The organism is Nocardioides sp., assembly GCF_964229035.1.
In the GTDB taxonomy this organism is placed as follows: Bacteria; Actinomycetota; Actinomycetes; order Propionibacteriales; family Nocardioidaceae; genus Nocardioides.
On the sequence record NZ_CAXRAZ010000017.1, the window covers coordinates 53703 to 70427 of the forward strand.

Sequence of the window (16725 nt, forward strand, 5' to 3'; positions counted from 1 at the left end):
GCGGTCAGTCGGGGCCGGGGGCAGCGGCGAGGTGCAGGTGGACGACGGCCGGCTCGACGCCGGGCGTCGAGCGCTCGTGCTCCTCGAAACCGTGCGCCGCGGCGAAGGCGAGGCCGGCGTCGTCCCCCGCGAGGACGACGGTCTCGATGCGGCGCGGTGCGTAGCCGCGGGCCACCGCGAGCTCGACGTCGAGGTAGGCGGTGCCCAGACCGCGTCGCCGGTGGTCGGGGAGGATGCGGACGACGACGGTGGCGATGCCGAGGAAGTTGCCCTCGTCGTCCCACTCGGGCGGGCGCACCGTGGCGCAGCCGACGAGCTCGTCGTCCAGGTAGGCCAGGGTCAGGCGGTCGCGCTCGGCCTGGTCGGCGACCTCCTCGGGAGAGGGCGCAGCCGCGGGCGCGACCGTGGCGTGCACGGAGCGCCAGTCGTCGAGCTGCTCCCCCTCGGCGAGGACGACGCGGAACTCGCGCCGCGGCGGCCGTCCGGTCGCGGCCGCCTCGGCCCGCTGGCCGACCACCGCCTGTCGTAGGGCTCGGCGGGCGCCGGTGAAGTAGAAGCCGGGGCCGAGCCACGGAGCGAGCAGCACGAGCACGAACCACAGCGGGCGACGTTCGCCGGCGCGCCGCCAGGTCCGCGAGCGGAAGCGGAACATGTCGACGAGGGCGACCGCGGTGGGGGCGAAGACGAGCGTGTAGGTGCGGGCGAGGTCCCAGTCCATCGGTGAGCACTCCTCCGCATCAGCGTCCGCAGGCACGAACGACGTGCCGATCCCCTCGATCATGCCAAGGCCCCTCGAACGGCGCCGCAGCGCGCTCGCCCGAGGACGGTCTGAGCGATCGGGATTGATCCACCGGGTGTGACCTGGGCTACAGTGGAACCCAGATTGTCTGACAACCGTCGATCTTCCGGTCAAAGTCACCCGAAAGAGGAGGATCTTTCGCCGGAACCGAGGATCGGAGCATCAGCATGACCCTCACGCCCGACCGCACCGGAATCACTCCGCGCCGCACGGCCGCCGAGTTCGCCCGCGCCGAGCAGCGCACCGCGCACAACTACCACCCGCTGCCCGTCGTCCTGAGCCACGGAGAGGGGGCCTGGGTCACCGACGTCGACGGCCGTCGCTACCTCGACCTGCTCGCCGGCTACTCCGCGCTCAACTTCGGCCACTCCCAGCCGCGCCTGCTCACCGCCGCACGCCGCCAGCTCGACGAGCTCACCCTCACCAGCCGCGCCTTCGTGCACGACCGCTTCGCCGACTTCTGCACCGCACTGGCCGACCTGTGCGGCAAGGACCTCGTGCTGCCGATGAACACCGGCGCCGAGGCGGTGGAGACCGCGATCAAGGTCAGCCGCAAGTGGGGCTACGAGGTCAAGGGCGTGGCGCCCGGCGCGGCCCGCATCGTGGTGATGGGCGGCAACTTCCACGGCCGCACCACCACCATCGTCGGCTTCAGCGACGACGCCGACGCCCGCGACGGCTTCGGTCCCTTCACGCCCGGCTTCGACGTCGTGCCCTACGGCGACATCGCCGCGCTCGAGGCCGCCCTCACCCCCGACACCGTGGCCGTGCTGCTCGAGCCGATCCAGGGCGAGGGCGGCGTGATCATCCCGCCCGAGGGCTGGCTGCGCGAGGTCCGGACGCTCTGCACGCAACGGCGCGTGCTGATGGTGGCCGACGAGATCCAGGCCGGCCTGGGGCGCACCGGTCGCACCTTCGCGTGCGACCACGAGGGCGTCGTCCCCGATCTCTACGTGCTCGGCAAGGCGCTCGGCGGCGGCGTGGTGCCGGTGTCGGCCGTCGTCGGCGACCGCGACGTGCTCGGCGTCCTGCGCCCCGGCCAGCACGGCTCGACCTTCGGCGGCAACCCGCTCGCCTGCGCCGTGGGCATCGAGGTGGTCTCCCTGCTGCGCAGCGGCGAGCCGCAGGCCCGCGCCACCGAGCTCGGCGGCGTGCTGCACGAGCGGCTGGCCGCGATGGTGGGGCGCGGCCTCACCTCGTTCCGGGTGCGCGGCCTGTGGGCCGGCCTCGACGTCGACCCCGCCCTGGGCACCGGGCGCGAGGTCTGCGAGCGCCTGCTGGTGCGCGGGGTGCTCGCCAAGGACACCCACGGATCGACCCTCCGCCTCGCCCCGCCGCTGGTCGTCTCCTCCGACGACCTGCACTGGGGCCTCGACCAGCTCGAAGGAGCCCTCTCATGACCACCTCGACAGCCTCGACAGCCTCGACCCACACCACCACGCGGTCGATCAACCAGGTCGGCGTCGTCGGCCTCGGCAAGGTGGGCGAGCTCGTCGCCGGCCTGCTCGCCGACGCCGGCTTCAAGGTGATCGGCTACGACGCCCGCCCCCGCACGGGCCTGCGCTTCGAGACCGGCGAGCTCGACGTCGCCGACGCCGGCGCGCTGCAGGAGGCGCTGCGCGGCGTGGACGCCGTCCTCTCCTGCCTGCCCTACGACCGCAACATCGAGGTCGCCGAGGCCGCCGCCGCGGTGGGCTGCCACTACTTCGACCTCACCGAGGACGTCCCCACCACCGCGCGCGTGATCGAGCTCGCCGCCACCCACCCCGAGGTGGCGTTCGTGCCGCAGTGCGGTCTGGCTCCCGGCCTCATCGGCATCGTCGGCGCCTCGCTGGCCCAGGGCTTCGACACCATCCGCTCCATCGAGCTCAAGGTCGGCGCGCTGCCGCAGAATCCCACCGGCCTGCTCGGCTACGCCTTCAACTGGTCGGCCGAGGGAGTGGTCAACGAATACCTCAACGACTGCGAGGTGCTGCGGTCCGGGCGCCGCCAGATGGTGCCGGCGATGGAGGAGAAGGAGCGCGTCGTCATCGGCGGCATCGAGCTCGAGGCGGCGCTGACCTCCGGCGGCCTCGGCACCATGTGCCAGACCTACGAGGGTCGCGTGCAGCGCCTCGACTACAAGACGATGCGCTACCCCGGCCACTTCGAGCAGATGCACTTCCTCTTCGACGAGCTCGGCCTGCGCGACCGACGCGAGGACGTCGGCGCGATGCTGGTCGCGGCCAAGCCGCCCGTCAACGACGACATCGTCTACCTCCACGCCGCCGTCGAGGGCTGCAAGGACGGCCAGCCCTTCCGCGAGAACTTCGTGCGCGGCTACAAGCCGATCGAGCTGCCCGACGGCGAGGGCGCCACCCGCACCTGGCGCGCCATCTCGTGGACGACGGCCGCCTCCGCCGTCGCCGTCGTCGAGCTCGTCGCCGACGGCCGCCTGCCCGTCGCCGGCTTCGTGCGCCAGGAGGACATCGCCCTGGCCGACCTCATCAGCACCCACACGGGTCGGCTCTTCGCCGACCACGGAAGGATCTCCTGACATGACCTCCCCCTCCCCCCAGCAGCACGAGGCAGGCGCCGACGCCCTCGACCTCCCCCGCCGCGCGCGGCAGATCCTCGCCGAGCTCGGCGCGGGCGACGTCTTCACCGCCGACGGCGACCTGATCGCGCGCTCGCCCGTCGACGGATCCGAGCTGGGCCGCCTGGCCGGCTGCTCGTCGTCCGAGGTGGGGGTGGCGGTGGGCACCGCCCAGGCCGCCTTTGAGCAGTGGCGCGCGGTGCCGGCGCCGGTGCGCGGGCAGATGGTGCGCGAGCTCGGCGACCTGCTGCGCGAGCACAAGGAGGCGCTCGGCGAGCTGGTGAGCATCGAGGCCGGCAAGATCCGCTCGGAGGGCCTCGGTGAGGTGCAGGAGATGATCGACATCTGCGAGTTCGCGGTCGGCCTGTCACGCCAGCTGCACGGCCTCACCATCGCCTCCGAGCGCCCCGGGCACCGGATGATGGAGCAGTGGCACCCGCTCGGCGTGGTCGGTGCGATCTCGGCGTTCAACTTCCCCGTGGCCGTGTGGTCGTGGAACACCGCGCTCGCGCTGGTGGCCGGCGACGCGGTGGTCTGGAAGCCGTCGGAGAAGACCCTGCTCACCGCGCTCGCCTGCCAGGCCCTGGCCGACGAGGCCGCCCGGCGCGTGGGCGCACCGGCCGGCCTCACCCAGGTCGTGATCGGCGGCGCCGAGGCCGGCGAGGCCCTCGTGGACGACGCCCGCGTGCCGCTCGTCTCGGCCACCGGCTCCACCCGCATGGGCAAGCTCGTCGCCCCGCGCGTGGCCGCGCGCCTGGGCCGCTGCCTGCTCGAACTCGGCGGTAACAACGCCGCGGTGGTGGCGCCCTCGGCCGACCTCGACCTCGCCGTGCGCGGCATCGTGTTCTCCGCCGTGGGCACCGCCGGCCAGCGCTGCACCTCGCTGCGTCGGGTGATCGTGCACTCCTCGATCAAGGACGAGCTGGTCGCGCGACTCTCCAAGGCCTACGGCACGCTGTCGATCGGCTCCCCGCTCGAGGCCTCAACGCTGGTGGGGCCGCTCGTCGACGAGAGCGCCACCGAGGCCTTCCTCGCCGCCGTCGAGGAGGCGCAGGCCGACGGCGGGCGCCTGGTCACCGGCGGCGGGCGCGCCGATGCGATGTCCGGCGCCGTGGAGGGCGGGGCGTACGTCGTCCCCGCGATCATCGACATGCCGGCCCAGACCGACGTGGTCAAGCGCGAGACCTTCGCCCCGCTGCTCTACGTGCTCACCTACGACGATCTCGACGAGGCGATCGCCCTGCACAATGACGTCGCGCAGGGCCTCAGCTCGGCGATCTTCACCCTCGACGTGCGCGAGGCCGAGCGCTTCGTCTCGGCCACCGGCTCCGACTGCGGCATCGCCAACGTCAACATCGGCACCTCGGGCGCCGAGATCGGCGGCGCGTTCGGCGGCGAGAAGGAGACCGGCGGCGGTCGCGAGTCGGGCTCGGACGCCTGGAAGGCCTACATGCGCCGCGCCACCAACACGGTCAACTACTCCACCGAGCTGCCCCTGGCGCAGGGCGTGGAGTTCGTCTGATGAGCACCTCGGGAGCGGGGCTGGTGGGCCCCACGCAGCTGCGGGCACGGTTCGCCGCCTCGCTCTCGGCGCTCTACGGCACCGAGGTGCCGGCGTACACGACGCTGGTGGAGGTGTCGGAGGCGGTCAACGCCGACGTCCTCGCCGCGATGGGGCCCGCGGCGGAGCGGCTCGGCTCGATCGACCGCGTCACGGCCGAGCGCCACGGCGCCATCCGGGTGGGCACGCCCGAGGAACTCGCCCAGGTGGCGCGCATCTTCGGCGCGTGCGGGATGCACCCGGTCGGGTTCTACGACCTGCGCGAGGCCACCCCGCCGATCCCGGTGGTCTCCACCGCGTTCCGGCCGATCGACGAGGCGGAGCTGGCCGCCAACCCGTTCCGCGTGTTCACCTCGCTCCTCGTCGTCGACGATCGTCGCTTCTTCGACGCCGCCACCCAGGCCCGCCTCGAGGAGTTCCTCGGCGCCCGGCGGCTGTTCGACGACGAGCTGCTCGACCTCGCCGACCTCGCCGAGAAGGCGGGCGGCCTCGAGTCCGTGGACGCCGACCGGTTCCTCGAGCTCGCCACCGCGGCCTTCGCGCTCTCCCCCGAGCCCGTCGACCGCGCCTGGTACGCCCACCTCGAGGGCATCTCGTCGGTGGCCGCCGACATCGGCGGCGTCGGCTCCACCCACATCAACCACCTCACGCCGCGGGTGCTCGACATCGACGACCTGTACGCGCGGATGAGCGCGCGCGGCATCACGATGATCGACCGCATCCAGGGGCCTCCGCGCGTCGACGGGCCGGCGGTGCTGCTGCGCCAGACGTCGTTCCGCGCGCTCGCGGAGCCGCGGGTGTTCCGCGAGGCCGACGGCTCGGTGGTGCCGGGCTCGCTGAGCGTGCGCTTCGGTGAGGTCGAGGCGCGCGGCGTGGCGCTCACTCCGCACGGCCGCGCCCTCTACGACGACGGCGGCGTCGGCGCCCTGCCCGCCACCGATCGCGAGCTGCACGAGGCCGGCCTGGCCTACTACCGCCGCGACGCCGACGGCGTGCTGCAGCCGATCGTCTACGAGGACTTCCTCCCGAAGTCCGCCGCCGGCATCTTCGCCTCCAACCTCACCGGCGACGGCTCCGTGGACGCCGCCCAGCGCGCCGCCGCGCGCGACGCCCACTGGCTGCGCGAGGCCCTCGGCCGCCCGCTCCACGACCCCTACGCGCTGTACGAGGCGATCGCGCGCGGCTGACGCCGCGGCATGTAACACGCCGTCCACCCGTCTTGTCGCCGCTTCTCAGTCGCTCGAGTCCCGATCGAGGCCCGATGTCGACTGACAAGCTGCGGGTAGTCGAGTGGACGGCGTGTTACATGCCCCGCCCAGACGGGCGCCGAAGGGACGGGGCGGCGGGGCCCCGGGTGATGGAGGCTCAGAGTGCTTCGACGTTGCGCTTGAGCGCGGCGCTGCTCTGGGTGACCGCGACGCCGATGAGCGGCTTCACCGCCGAGGCCACCGCACGCCCGGCCAGGCCGCCCGGCAGCTCGTAGTCGATGTGGACGTCGAGTCGCGTGCGGTCCTCCCCCAGCGCCGCGAAGCGCCAGCGCTGGTGGTTCTTGATGCCCTTGACCGAGGTGAGCTCGATGAAGGTGTCGGCGTCGTAGGCGGTGCACTCCAGGCGCGAGGTGAGCGTCACACCGAGCTTCACGACACCGTCGTACACCGCGCCCACGCCGCGCTCCGGGCCGCTCACCGGCTCGATGCGGGTCAGGCCGTAGAACCAGGTGGGGGTCTTGGAGAAGTCGCCGACGTAGTCGAAGACGGTGCTGACGGGGGCGTCGATCTCGACACTGTGCTCGACGACGCTCGCGCCCGAGGAGGCTGCCATGCGGCCCATCCTGGCAGGCCCGCCCACACCCGAGAGGGCACCCGTGGTGCAGCGAGACGGCAAGGTTGATGCGTCGAACTGGAGCTCAGCGGGTCGGCGGGAGCGCGTCGGTGGCCTCGAGCTGTCCCATCCCGGTGACCATCAGCAGGTCGGCCACCACCGAGCGCACCTGCACCAGGATCGCCTCGGCGGTGAGGACGTCGCTGCGCTCCACCTGCGCGGTGGCCGCGGCCACGGCGAGCAGGGCGTCGCGGGCGCCGAGGGCCAGGCGGTCGGCGTCCAGTTCGCGGGCGACGGCCTCGGCGGCGTCCGCGAGCTCGGCAGTGAGGCGCGCGTAGGCCTGCGGCACCGGGTGGCGCCGGTAGGCGGCGACGGAGGTCTGACGCACCAGCACGCGCGTGCTGCGCAGGGCGCGGTCGAGCGGGTCGACGAGCTCGACGAGGCGGCGCAGCGGCTCACGGTGGCGTCCCCGGAACGGCGAGCTGGACACGACCGACATCCCCTCGCCGGCGGCGGCCTGCAGCTCGCGGATCTGGCGGTCGGTCGCACGGGCGTCGGTCAGCAGGTCGAGGGCGGGCTCGATCTCGCCGTCCACCATCAACTCGCTGGCGGCCCGCAGCAGATCCGCGATCGTGCGCGCCACCTGCGCCGCCTGCTCGCGTGGACGACGCAGGGGCGCCGCCGGCACGACGGTGGCCGCCACCAGCGCCACCGCGCCGCCGATGACGGCGTCGGTCCAGCGGATGAAGGCCTGGTCGGTGCTCAGAGCGAGCGCCGCGATGACGATCGACTGCACCGCCGCCTGGTTGACGAAGACCGTGCCGGCATCGAGCAGCAGGGCCACCGACATCGAGCCGAAGACGATCAGCGCGAGCTGCCACGCGCCCGTGCCGATGCCGGCCACCAGCAGGTCGGCGATGAGGACGCCGATCGCCACGCCCACCGTGACCTCCACGACGCGACGCACCCGCTGGCCGTAGGACGTGCCGAGGCACACGACCGCGGCGATCGGCGCGAAGAAGGGTGTGCGGTGGCCGAGCAGGTCGGCCGCGACGAACCAGGCGACCCCCGCAGCCACGGCGCACTGCACGAGCACGTAGAGCTTGGAGCGCCAGCGGCGCGCGCGGTCGCCGAGCGAGGCCTGGCGCCGCGCCAGCAGACGCGCCCGATCGAGGGGATGCTCACCGGACGACGACACCCCCGCATCGTCCCACGGGGGGTGATGCGGGGGCGTCGGCGTCGCGGTGACCGCTCATGTAACTACGTGTTACGTCCTCTACCCGGGCGTTCGGTGCACCACCAGGGTGGTCGACCACCCTGGTAGAGACACGAACACGTAGTTACAAGCGGGCCCGAGGCGGGCCGGCTTGTGAGGCTCAGACGACCTTCTTGCCGGGCAGCACGCGCTTGGAGACGACGGCGATGACGTCCTCGTAGCGCGAGCCGGTGAACTTCTGGAAGTTGTGCAGTGCGTGGGCGTCGATGCCGACGAGCACGCGGGCCTGGTTCTTCTGGATGGCCTTGACGATGATCTCGGCCGCCTTCTCGGGGGTCATGCGGGCGAGCTTCTTGTCGAACAGCTTCGCCGTGGCGTCCTTGTCCTCCTTGTCGGAGACGCGGGCGTTGCGGGCGATCGCGGTCTTGATGCCCCCGGGGTGCACGGAGGTGACGCCCACCGGGTGGCCGGCGATGAGCATCTCCTCGCGCACCGCCTCGGTGAAGCCGCGCACGGCGAACTTCGTGGCGTTGTAGGCGCTCTGGCCGGGCATGGCGAGCAGGCCGAACAGCGAGGAGAGGTTGACGATGTGGCCGTCGCCGGAGGCGATGAGGTGCGGCAGGAACTCCTTGGTGCCGTAGACGACACCCCAGAAGTTGATGCCGACGATCCACTCCATGTCGTCGTAGGTCAGGTCGATCGCGTCGCCGGCCAGCGCCACACCGGCGTTGTTGATCACGACGTTGACGGCACCGAAGTACTTCGCCACGTCGGCGGCGTAGGCGGCGAAGGCGTCCTTGTCGGCCACGTCGAGGCGGGTCGAGTGGACGTCGGGGGCGCCGGCCTTGTCGGCCAGGGCGACGGTCTCGGCGAGGCCGCTCTCGTCGACGTCGGAGAGCGCCAGCTTGGCGCCCTTGCCCGCCAGGTTCAGTGCGAGCGCGCGGCCGATGCCGGAGCCCGCTCCGGTGATGACGACGACCTTGCCGTTGAGGTTCTTCACGCCTGGACCATCTCTTCCTTGCTGCTCGGGTTGCTGGGGTTGCTGGGGTTGTCGGTGGTGCCGGTGTCGTGGGCGACGACGTCGTAGGCGTCGACGTCGAAGCGCGAGAGGTGGCCGCGGAAGGTGAACGTCTGCCCAGGCCACAGGGTGGTGTTGTTGCCGAACTTGTCGAGGTACCAGCTCGCGCAGCCGCCGGTCTGCCACACGGTGGGCGTCATGCGCTCGCGGATGCGCGTCGTCCACGCGTTCTGGGCCTCGACGGTGGGCTCGACGCTCGCGAGGCCGCGCTCGCGCAGGGTGCGGGCGGCGTCCACGACGTAGCGCACCTGCGACTCGATCATGAAGATCATGCTGGAGTGGCCGAGCGCGGTGTTGGGGCCGACGAGCTGGAAGAGGTTCGGGAAACCGTGCACGGTGGTGCCCTTGTAGGCCGACATGCCGTCAACGTCCCAGACGTCGGCGAGGGTGCGGCCGTCGCGACCGGTCACGCCGCGCGCCACGGGCGGCTCGGTGACGTAGAAGCCCGTGGCCACCACGAGGACGTCGATCTCGCGCTCGGTCTCGGCACCGGAGTCGTCGGTGGTGACCACGCCGGTGGGCGTCACGCGCGCGATGGGCTCGGTGACGAGGTCGACGTTGTCGGCCGCGAGCGCGGGGTACCACTTGTTCGAGACGAGGATGCGCTTGCAGCCGGCGCGGTAGCTCGGGGTGACCTTCGCGCGCAGCTCGGGGTCCTTGATCGCCTTGGCCATGTGCAACTTCGACTGCAGCTCGATCGCGGCCATCAGCTGCGGGAAGCGGTTGAACGCGGGCACGCGGGCCTCGAGGGCGGTGTAGACGCCGGCGCGCACGGCGCGTTGCAGGCCCGGGACGTGGCGGAAGGCGAGCTTCTCGATGCCGGTGAAGCGGCGCTCGTTGCGCGGGATGATCCAGTTGGGCGTGCGCTGGTAGACGTCGACGTGGCCCGCGATCTTCTGCAGCTCGGGCACCAGCTGGATCGCCGAGGCGCCGGTGCCGATCACCGCGATGCGCTTGCCGGTGAGGTCGACGTCGTGGTTCCACCGCGCGGAGTGGAAGGTCTCGCCGGCGAAGCTCTCGATGCCCTCGATCTCAGGCAGTCGGGGCTCGGAGAGGCCGCCGGAGCCGGAGATCAGGGTGCGCGCGGCGTAGGTGCGCTCGCTGCCGCCGTCGACGGGGGCGACGCGGACGAGCCAGCGCTGCTCCGCGTCGTCCCAGCGGGCGTCGGTGACGGCCGTGCTGAACTCGAAGCGGTCGAGGACGCCGGAGGACTCGGCCACGCCGCGGGTGTACTCCCAGATCTCGCGCTGGGGTGAGTAGACCTTCGACCAGTCGGGGTTGAGGGCGAAGGAGTAGCTGTAGAGCTGGCTCGGGACGTCGCACTCCGCGCCCGGGTAGGTGTTGATGTGCCAGGTGCCGCCGACGTCGGAGTCCTTCTCGACGACGACGAAGTCGCGCTCGCCGGCCTCGTCGAGCTTGATGGCGGCGGCGAGACCGGCGAAGCCGGCGCCGACGATGAGGTGGTCGACGGTCGTGGTGGTGCTCATGACGAGGACGCTACCGACGCTATTGAATATCCGTCAATAGTCTCGCTAGGGTGAGCCTCGTGACGACGAGCACCTCCGCACGCACCCGGCTGACGCCGGAGCAGCGTCGCGCCCAGCTGCTCGACCTCGGCCTGGAGCTGCTCGGCACGCGCTCGCTCGAGGAGCTCTCGATCGACGTGCTGGCCGAGGAGGCCGGCATCTCCCGCGGGCTGATGTACCACTACTTCGGCAGCAAGCTCGGCTTCTACGAGGCGGTCGTGCAGCACGCGGCCGACGACCTCTTCGACCGCACCGCTCCCCCGCCCGACGGCGAGCCCCTCGAACGGCTCCTCGCCTGCCTCACCGCCTACGTCGACTACGTCATCGACAACACCGTCGGCTACCGCTCCCTGGTGCGCGCGGCCTCCGGCGGCAACGACGCGGTGCGCGCCATCTACGAGCGCACCTTCACCGCGATGGGCGAGCGCTTCTTCAGCGTCGACTCCGGCACGATCGAGCTCCAGCCCACCCCCGCGACGCGCCTGGTGATCCGCGCCTGGCAGGCGATGGTCGAGGACCTCGTCCTCGCCTGGTGCGACGACCCCGCCGGCCTCACCCGCGACGACCTCCTCCGCGTCGTCACCGGCTCCCTCCCCGCCCTCCTCGCCACCCTCCCCTAGTCCGACAGGGCGCACTCCGGTCGCCGACAGGGCGCACTCCGGTCGACGACAGGGCGCACTCCGGTCGACGAGAAGGCGCAGGGAGCGAAAGCACGGCAGCCCCCTGTGTCCCACGCCGGCGCGGACGACGTCCACAGGGCCCTGCGGGGCATGCCGTCGTCCACCGGCGGGTCGGCGTGAACCACCTCCCCGTCCCCTGGTCGACAAGCCTGCCCCCATGCCGCTGCTGACCCTCGACACCTCCCGCCCCTTCACCGTCCGCGAGGCCGCGCGGCGCGGGCTCAGCCCGCACCGACTGCGACGGATGGTCCGCACCGGCGAGGTGCGCGTGGTGCTCCACGGGGTGTACGTCGCGAGCCACGTGGTCGACTCCCTGGACCTGCGCGCGCGGGCCGCCGCGCTCGTCCTGCCACCTCGAACGGTAGTCGCGGATCGCAGCGCGGCCTGGCTTCACGGCGTCGACGTCCTGACCGCCGGAGAGCTCGACGCCGTCCCGCGCCTGGAGGTGGTGACCTACGGCGGGGGCGATCGCAGCAGGTCGACGACCCTCTACGCCGGCGAGCGCGACCTGCTCGAGGACGAAGTGATGCTCGTGGACGGCGTGCCGGCGACCACGCCCCTGCGGACGGCCTGCGACATCGCCTGCCTGCGCGGACGATGGCGTGCGATCGGCGCTCTCGACGCGTTCCGGCGCACGCACGCGATCAGCGAGCACCAGTTGCGCGCGATGCTCCCGCGGTACGCAGGACGGCGGGGCGTCGTCCAGCTGCGCGAACTGGTGGGCCTCTCGACCGCCGAGGCGCACTCGCAGCCGGAGTCCTGGATCCGGCTCGCGCTGCACGACCACGGGCTTCCGATGCCGCGACCGCAGGTCCGGGTGCCGCTGCCCGGTGGAGGGTTCAAGCTCGTCGAGAACGCCTGGCCCCGGCTCCGCTTGGCCGCCGAGTACGACGGTGAAGAGTTCCACAGCGAGGACGACGACCGCGAGCACGACGCCGTCCGGCGCAACCTGCTCACCGACGAGCTCGACTGGATGATCTTCGTGCTGCGGCGCGAGGCGCTGAAGCCCGAGCGCCACGACGTCTGGCTCCGCGACATCAGCGACGCCTTCCACCTGCGCGCGGGTACGCCGCATCGGCGCGTCTACGCTCGCGACCCGTCGTCCTACCTGTGGCGCCCGCGACGACGCTGAACACGCCCTCTCGGCGACCGGAACACGCCCTCTCGACGACCACAACGCGCCCTCTCGACGACCACAACGCGCCCTCTCGGCGACCGGAACGCGCCCTCTCGGCGACCGGAACGCGCCCTCTCGGCGTCAGGGGGTGCGGCGGCGCCGGCGGGGGGCGCGGGTGACACCGACGAGGCGGGGGCCGGCGAGGCGGGCCTCGACACGTCGGGCCTCGCGCAGCACCGGCTGGGCGACGTACTCGCCGAGGATGACGCCGGCGGCGAGGGCGATCGCGACCGAGGCGGCCGTGGCCATCTCGAGCAGCCCTTGGGCCACCCGCTCGCCGCCGTCCTCGCCGAGGAGGAAGAGGCCGCGGTAGATGGAGAGGCCGGGCAGCAGCGGCACGATCGGGGGCACGACGACCACGAGCGGCGGCACCCGGAACCGGCGTCCGACGGTGAAGCCGAGCAGGCCGATCGCGAAGGCGGCCGCGCCCACCGCCCAGGCCCGACCCAGTCCGCTCTGCCCCACAGCCGTGGACGTGGCGAGGGCAACCGCGCCGAGCAGGCCTGCCGGCAGCAGGATCCGCTTGGGCGCGTAGCTGGAGAAGGCGAAAGCGGCTGCCGCGATGCCGCCGCCGACGGCCGCGGCCCCGGCGCCCACGAGGCCGAGGTTCGGCAGGCCGACCAGCGCGACGTCCAGGCCGAGGGCCGAGCACAGGCTGAGGCCGCCGCCCACCCCGGCGATGATGCCGGCGGTGGCGAGCACCGCCTCGAGGATGCGGGCGCCGCCGGTGACGTAGAAGCCCGACAGGGCGTCCTGGATGGCCCCCATGAAGCCGATGCCGGCCAGGAGCATGACGATGTTGGCGGTGACGACCAGCGAGGTGTTGAGCTGCTGCCACGGCGAGGCGATCGCGGTGCACGCCGCGGCGAGCACCGTGGCCACGACGCCGCCGGCCACCTGCTGGTAGAAGAACGGCAGGCGCCGGCGGGTCAGCGCCTGGCGCAGCAGGTCGATGGCCACGGCCGCCAACGTCGCCACGAGGACGACGACCGGCCCGCCGCCCAGCTGCAGCGCCACGCCCGCGCACATCGCGCCCCACCCGAGCGTCGCCGCCCAGCGGGGCCTGGTGTGGCCGGAGGAGACGATGCGGGCGAGCTCGGCGCGGGCGTCGTCCAGCTCGAGGCGCCCCGCGACGACGTCGCGCACGAGGTGGTCGACGAGGGTGAGGTCCTCGTAGTCGATGTCGCGCTGGGTGACCTGGCGGATCTGCACGATCGGCGCCTCGTCGGGCGCCTGCTGCACGCTCATCGCCAGCGAGGTGAACGTGACGTCCACCTGGGCCTGCCGCACGCCGAGGCTGCGCGACACCGCGCGCATGGTGGCCGTCACGTCGGCTGCGCCGGCACCCGAGGAGAGCAGCACCTCGCCGATGCGCAGGCACAGGTCGAGCGTGCGATTCAGCGTGGATGGCCGGTCCATCCGACCATCCTGTCAGGCGATCACGACCACCGGAGGGCTCGAGGGAGCCTCGTCGAGGCAGTGCGGACGACGCCCGCCGCCTACGCTGAGCAGGTGCGGATCGACTTCCACGGCTCCCCGGGGCCCACCATCGGCGTCGAGTGGGAGTTCGCGCTCGTCGACCGCCGCACCCGCGACCTGCGCAACGACGCCTCGCACCTGTTCGCCCGGGCCAAGGCGCGCATGCCCGAGCCGGGCAAGCTGCACAAGGAGCTGCTGCGCAACACCGTCGAGGTCGTCACCGGCATCTGCCCGACGGTGGGCGAGGCGATGGACGACCTGCGCGGCAGCCTGCGCCACGTGGTGGCCGCGGCCGACGACCTCGACCTCGACCTGTACGCCGCCGGCACGCACCCCTTCGCCACCTGGACCGAGCAGCAGCTGAGCGAGGGGCACCGGTACGCCGAGTTGATCAACCGCACCCAGTACTGGGGTCGCCAGATGCTCATCTGGGGCGTGCACGTGCACGTCGGGCTGCCCGAGCGCGAGCGCGTCATGCCCGTGCTGTCGGCCCTGCTCACCTACTACCCGCACCTGCAGGCGCTGTCGGCGTCCTCGCCGATCTGGATGGGCGTCGACACCGGCTACGCCTCCAACCGGGCCCTCATGTTCCAGCAGCTGCCCACCGCCGGCCTGCCGTTCCAGTTCACTCGCTGGGAGGAGTTCGAGTCCTTCGCCCACGACCAGATGACGACGGGCGTGATCGACGACCTCAGCGAGATCCGCTGGGACCTCCGCCCGGCCGTCAAGCACGGCACGCTCGAGAACCGCATCTGCGACGGCGTCTCGACCTTCTCCGACATGGCGCCGCTGGTCGCGCTGACCCAGTGCCTGGTGGTGTGGCTCGACGAGCGCATCGCAGCGGGCGAGCAGCCCGCGCTGCTGCCGCCGTGGCACGTGCAGGAGAACAAGTGGCGCGCCGCCCGCTACGGCGTCGACGCCATCATCATCTTGGACGCCGACTCCCGCGAGCGCCTCGTCACCGACGACCTCGCCGAGCTCGTCGAGCAGCTCGTTCCCGTCGCACGACGGCTCGGCTGCTCCGAGGAGCTCGCCTCGGTGCTCGCGATCGTCGAGCGCGGACCGTCCTACGTGCGCCAGCGCAAGGTCGCGGAGGCCACCGGCGGCGACCTGGTGGCCGTCGTCGACTCGGTGGTGCGCGAGCTGCGCCACGACCTGGGCGCGCCTGCACTCAGCCGCTGACGCGCGCACCGGCGAGGCTGCGGCCGTCTCACCCGGGTACCCCCGTGTTGTGACGCCCACCACGCCGGGGGAGGATGCACCACCGGCGCCCGGAGTCCTCAGCGCCGAACGCACAGCAGAAGGGTGCTCCCTGTGGTCTCTCTCCCCGGACTGACGCCGATCGACCCGACGTCCACCGCCTTCCTCCTGGCCGAGAACCGGCACATGCCGATGCACGTCGGCGGGCTGCAGCTCTTCGAACGTCCCAAGGGCGCCGGCCCCGACTACGTGCGCTCGATGTTCGAGCACATGCGCGACACCGCGGAGGTCTCGCCGCTCTTCCTCAAGCACCCCCACCGCTCGGCCCGCACCGCCGGCGCCCTCGTGTGGCGCAACGACGCGCACTTCGACATCGAGCACCACCTGCGCCACAGTGCCCTCCCGCAGCCCGGCCGCGTGCGCGAGCTGCTCGAGCTGGTGGGCCGCCTGCACTCGACGCGACTGGCGTGGGAGCGCCCGCTGTGGGAGATGCACGTGATCGAGGGTCTGGCCGACGGTCGCATCGGCCTCTACACGAAGCTGCACCACGCGCTGGTCGACGGCGTCTCGGCGATGCGCCTGATGGCGAGCGGCCTCTCCACCGATCCCGACCAGCGCGAGATGCCCGCCCCCTTCGCGCTCCAGCCGCGCAAGCCCCGCGCGGTGGACGACGCCGCCGCGGCGCTCGCGCACCCGGCGTCCACCGCCTCGCGCCTGCTCACCGAGCTGCCCGCCGACGCGCTGCGCAGCGCCCTCGCGATCACCGCGGACGCCGCCGGCATGCCCGGCGCGCTCGTGCGCACGCTGCGCAAGGGACTGCGCAACGAGACCTCCGCGGTGTCGCTGGCGGCACCGCGCACGATCTTCAACCAGTCGATCACCGGCGCGCGCCGCTTCGCCGCGCAGGACTGGGAGGTCGAGCGGCTGCAGGCCGTCAGCCGCGCCACCGGCACCACCATCAACGACGTCGTGCTGGCCATGTGCAGCGGCGCCATGCGCACCTACCTCGGCGAGCTCGACGCACTGCCGGACGCCTCGCTGGTGTCGATGGTGCCGGTGAGCCTGAAGGTCAAGCAGGCCGGCGACCCCAACCCGGACGGCGGCAACGCCATCGGCTCGGTGATGGTGCGCCTGGCCACCGACGTCGCCGACCCGGCCGAGCGCCTCAGCACCATCCACCGCTCGATGAAGGACGGCAAGGAGGCGCTGTCGTCGATGACGCCCACCCAGATCGTCGCCATGAGCGCGATCGGCATGGCGCCCTCCATCGTCGTCCCCGCGCTGCGACTGCAGGGCATGGTGCGCCCGCCGTTCAACCTCATCATCAGCAACGTCCCCGGCCCCCGCAGCGCCCAGTACTGGAACGGTTCGAAGCTCGTGGGTGCCTACCCCGCCTCGATCCCGATCAACGGCATGGCTCTCAACATCACCTGCACCTCCTACAACGGCAACATGGCCTTCGGCCTCACCGGCTGCCGACGCGCCGTGCCCCGACTTCAGCGCCTGCTCACGCACCTGGACGACGAGCTCGCCGCGCTCGAGTCGGCCGCCGGCGTGGCCTGAGCGGCGGCGGCGCGCGCGGCGGGGTGTTTGGGGGGGGGGGGGGGGGGGCG

Annotated in this window: 14 protein-coding genes; 8 read left to right on the forward strand and 6 right to left on the reverse strand. The window is 72.4% G+C overall.

What is annotated here, in order from left to right; genetic code table 11:
• Positions 1 to 4 precede the first annotated feature (4 nt).
• The gene (locus ACERUN_RS06275; protein ID WP_370288970.1) at positions 5 to 781 is read right to left on the reverse strand and encodes a GNAT family N-acetyltransferase; all 777 of its coding nucleotides are present in this window, start codon (positions 779 to 781) and stop codon (positions 5 to 7) included.
• Between the two features lie 185 nt (positions 782 to 966).
• Here ACERUN_RS06275 and rocD point away from each other — a divergent pair, with 185 nt between their 5' ends.
• The 4 genes from rocD to ACERUN_RS06295 are packed head-to-tail and all read left to right on the forward strand — an operon-like array spanning position 967 to position 6122.
• Positions 967 to 2199 (forward strand): ornithine--oxo-acid transaminase, encoded by a 1233-nt coding sequence (gene rocD, locus ACERUN_RS06280; RefSeq protein ID WP_370288971.1) that lies wholly within the window; start codon positions 967 to 969, stop codon positions 2197 to 2199.
• A complete protein-coding gene (locus ACERUN_RS06285; protein WP_370288972.1) occupies positions 2196 to 3335 on the forward strand; it encodes a saccharopine dehydrogenase family protein in 1140 nt (379 codons plus the stop codon). Before rocD ends, ACERUN_RS06285 begins: the two co-directional genes overlap by 4 nt.
• Position 3336: 1 nt before the next feature.
• Complete coding sequence (locus ACERUN_RS06290; protein WP_370288973.1) at positions 3337 to 4896, forward strand: aldehyde dehydrogenase family protein; 1560 nt, start codon at positions 3337 to 3339, stop codon at positions 4894 to 4896.
• On the forward strand, positions 4896 to 6122 hold the full coding sequence (locus tag ACERUN_RS06295) for a 2-oxoadipate dioxygenase/decarboxylase family protein (RefSeq protein ID WP_370288974.1): 1227 nt from the start codon (positions 4896 to 4898) through the stop codon (positions 6120 to 6122). The genes ACERUN_RS06290 and ACERUN_RS06295 overlap by 1 nt, the downstream gene beginning before the upstream one ends.
• Before the next feature lie 178 nt (positions 6123 to 6300).
• Here the strand turns inward: ACERUN_RS06295 and ACERUN_RS06300 are convergent, their stop codons facing one another.
• The 4 genes from ACERUN_RS06300 to ACERUN_RS06315 form a co-directional block, all read right to left on the reverse strand.
• The gene (locus ACERUN_RS06300; RefSeq protein ID WP_370288975.1) at positions 6301 to 6756 is read right to left on the reverse strand and encodes an SRPBCC family protein; all 456 of its coding nucleotides are present in this window, start codon (positions 6754 to 6756) and stop codon (positions 6301 to 6303) included.
• 85 nt (positions 6757 to 6841) lie between these two features.
• Complete coding sequence (locus tag ACERUN_RS06305) at positions 6842 to 7954, reverse strand: aromatic acid exporter family protein (RefSeq protein WP_370288976.1); 1113 nt, start codon at positions 7952 to 7954, stop codon at positions 6842 to 6844.
• Positions 7955 to 8132: 178 nt separating this feature from the next.
• Positions 8133 to 8972, reverse strand: a complete 840-nt coding sequence (locus tag ACERUN_RS06310) for an SDR family NAD(P)-dependent oxidoreductase (RefSeq protein WP_370288977.1) — start codon at positions 8970 to 8972, stop codon at positions 8133 to 8135.
• Positions 8969 to 10537, reverse strand: coding sequence for a flavin-containing monooxygenase (locus tag ACERUN_RS06315; RefSeq protein WP_370288978.1), 1569 nt, complete (start codon positions 10535 to 10537; stop codon positions 8969 to 8971). The genes ACERUN_RS06310 and ACERUN_RS06315 overlap by 4 nt, the downstream gene beginning before the upstream one ends.
• Before the next feature lie 59 nt (positions 10538 to 10596).
• Here ACERUN_RS06315 and ACERUN_RS06320 point away from each other — a divergent pair, with 59 nt between their 5' ends.
• Positions 10597 to 11196: a TetR/AcrR family transcriptional regulator gene (locus tag ACERUN_RS06320; RefSeq protein ID WP_370288979.1), complete on the forward strand. Its 600-nt coding sequence runs from the start codon at positions 10597 to 10599 to the stop codon at positions 11194 to 11196.
• A gap of 217 nt (positions 11197 to 11413) precedes the next feature.
• The gene (locus ACERUN_RS06325; protein ID WP_370288980.1) at positions 11414 to 12388 is read left to right on the forward strand and encodes a type IV toxin-antitoxin system AbiEi family antitoxin domain-containing protein; all 975 of its coding nucleotides are present in this window, start codon (positions 11414 to 11416) and stop codon (positions 12386 to 12388) included.
• 126 nt (positions 12389 to 12514) lie between these two features.
• Here the strand turns inward: ACERUN_RS06325 and ACERUN_RS06330 are convergent, their stop codons facing one another.
• Complete coding sequence (locus ACERUN_RS06330; protein WP_370288981.1) at positions 12515 to 13852, reverse strand: threonine/serine exporter family protein; 1338 nt, start codon at positions 13850 to 13852, stop codon at positions 12515 to 12517.
• 93 nt (positions 13853 to 13945) lie between these two features.
• Here ACERUN_RS06330 and ACERUN_RS06335 point away from each other — a divergent pair, with 93 nt between their 5' ends.
• Entirely contained in the window at positions 13946 to 15094 is a 1149-nt protein-coding gene (locus ACERUN_RS06335; RefSeq protein ID WP_370288983.1) for a glutamate--cysteine ligase, read from the forward strand.
• A 132-nt stretch (positions 15095 to 15226) separates the two neighbouring features.
• Positions 15227 to 16675: a wax ester/triacylglycerol synthase family O-acyltransferase gene (locus ACERUN_RS06340; RefSeq protein WP_370288984.1), complete on the forward strand. Its 1449-nt coding sequence runs from the start codon at positions 15227 to 15229 to the stop codon at positions 16673 to 16675.
• The last annotated feature ends 50 nt before the right edge of the window (positions 16676 to 16725 follow it).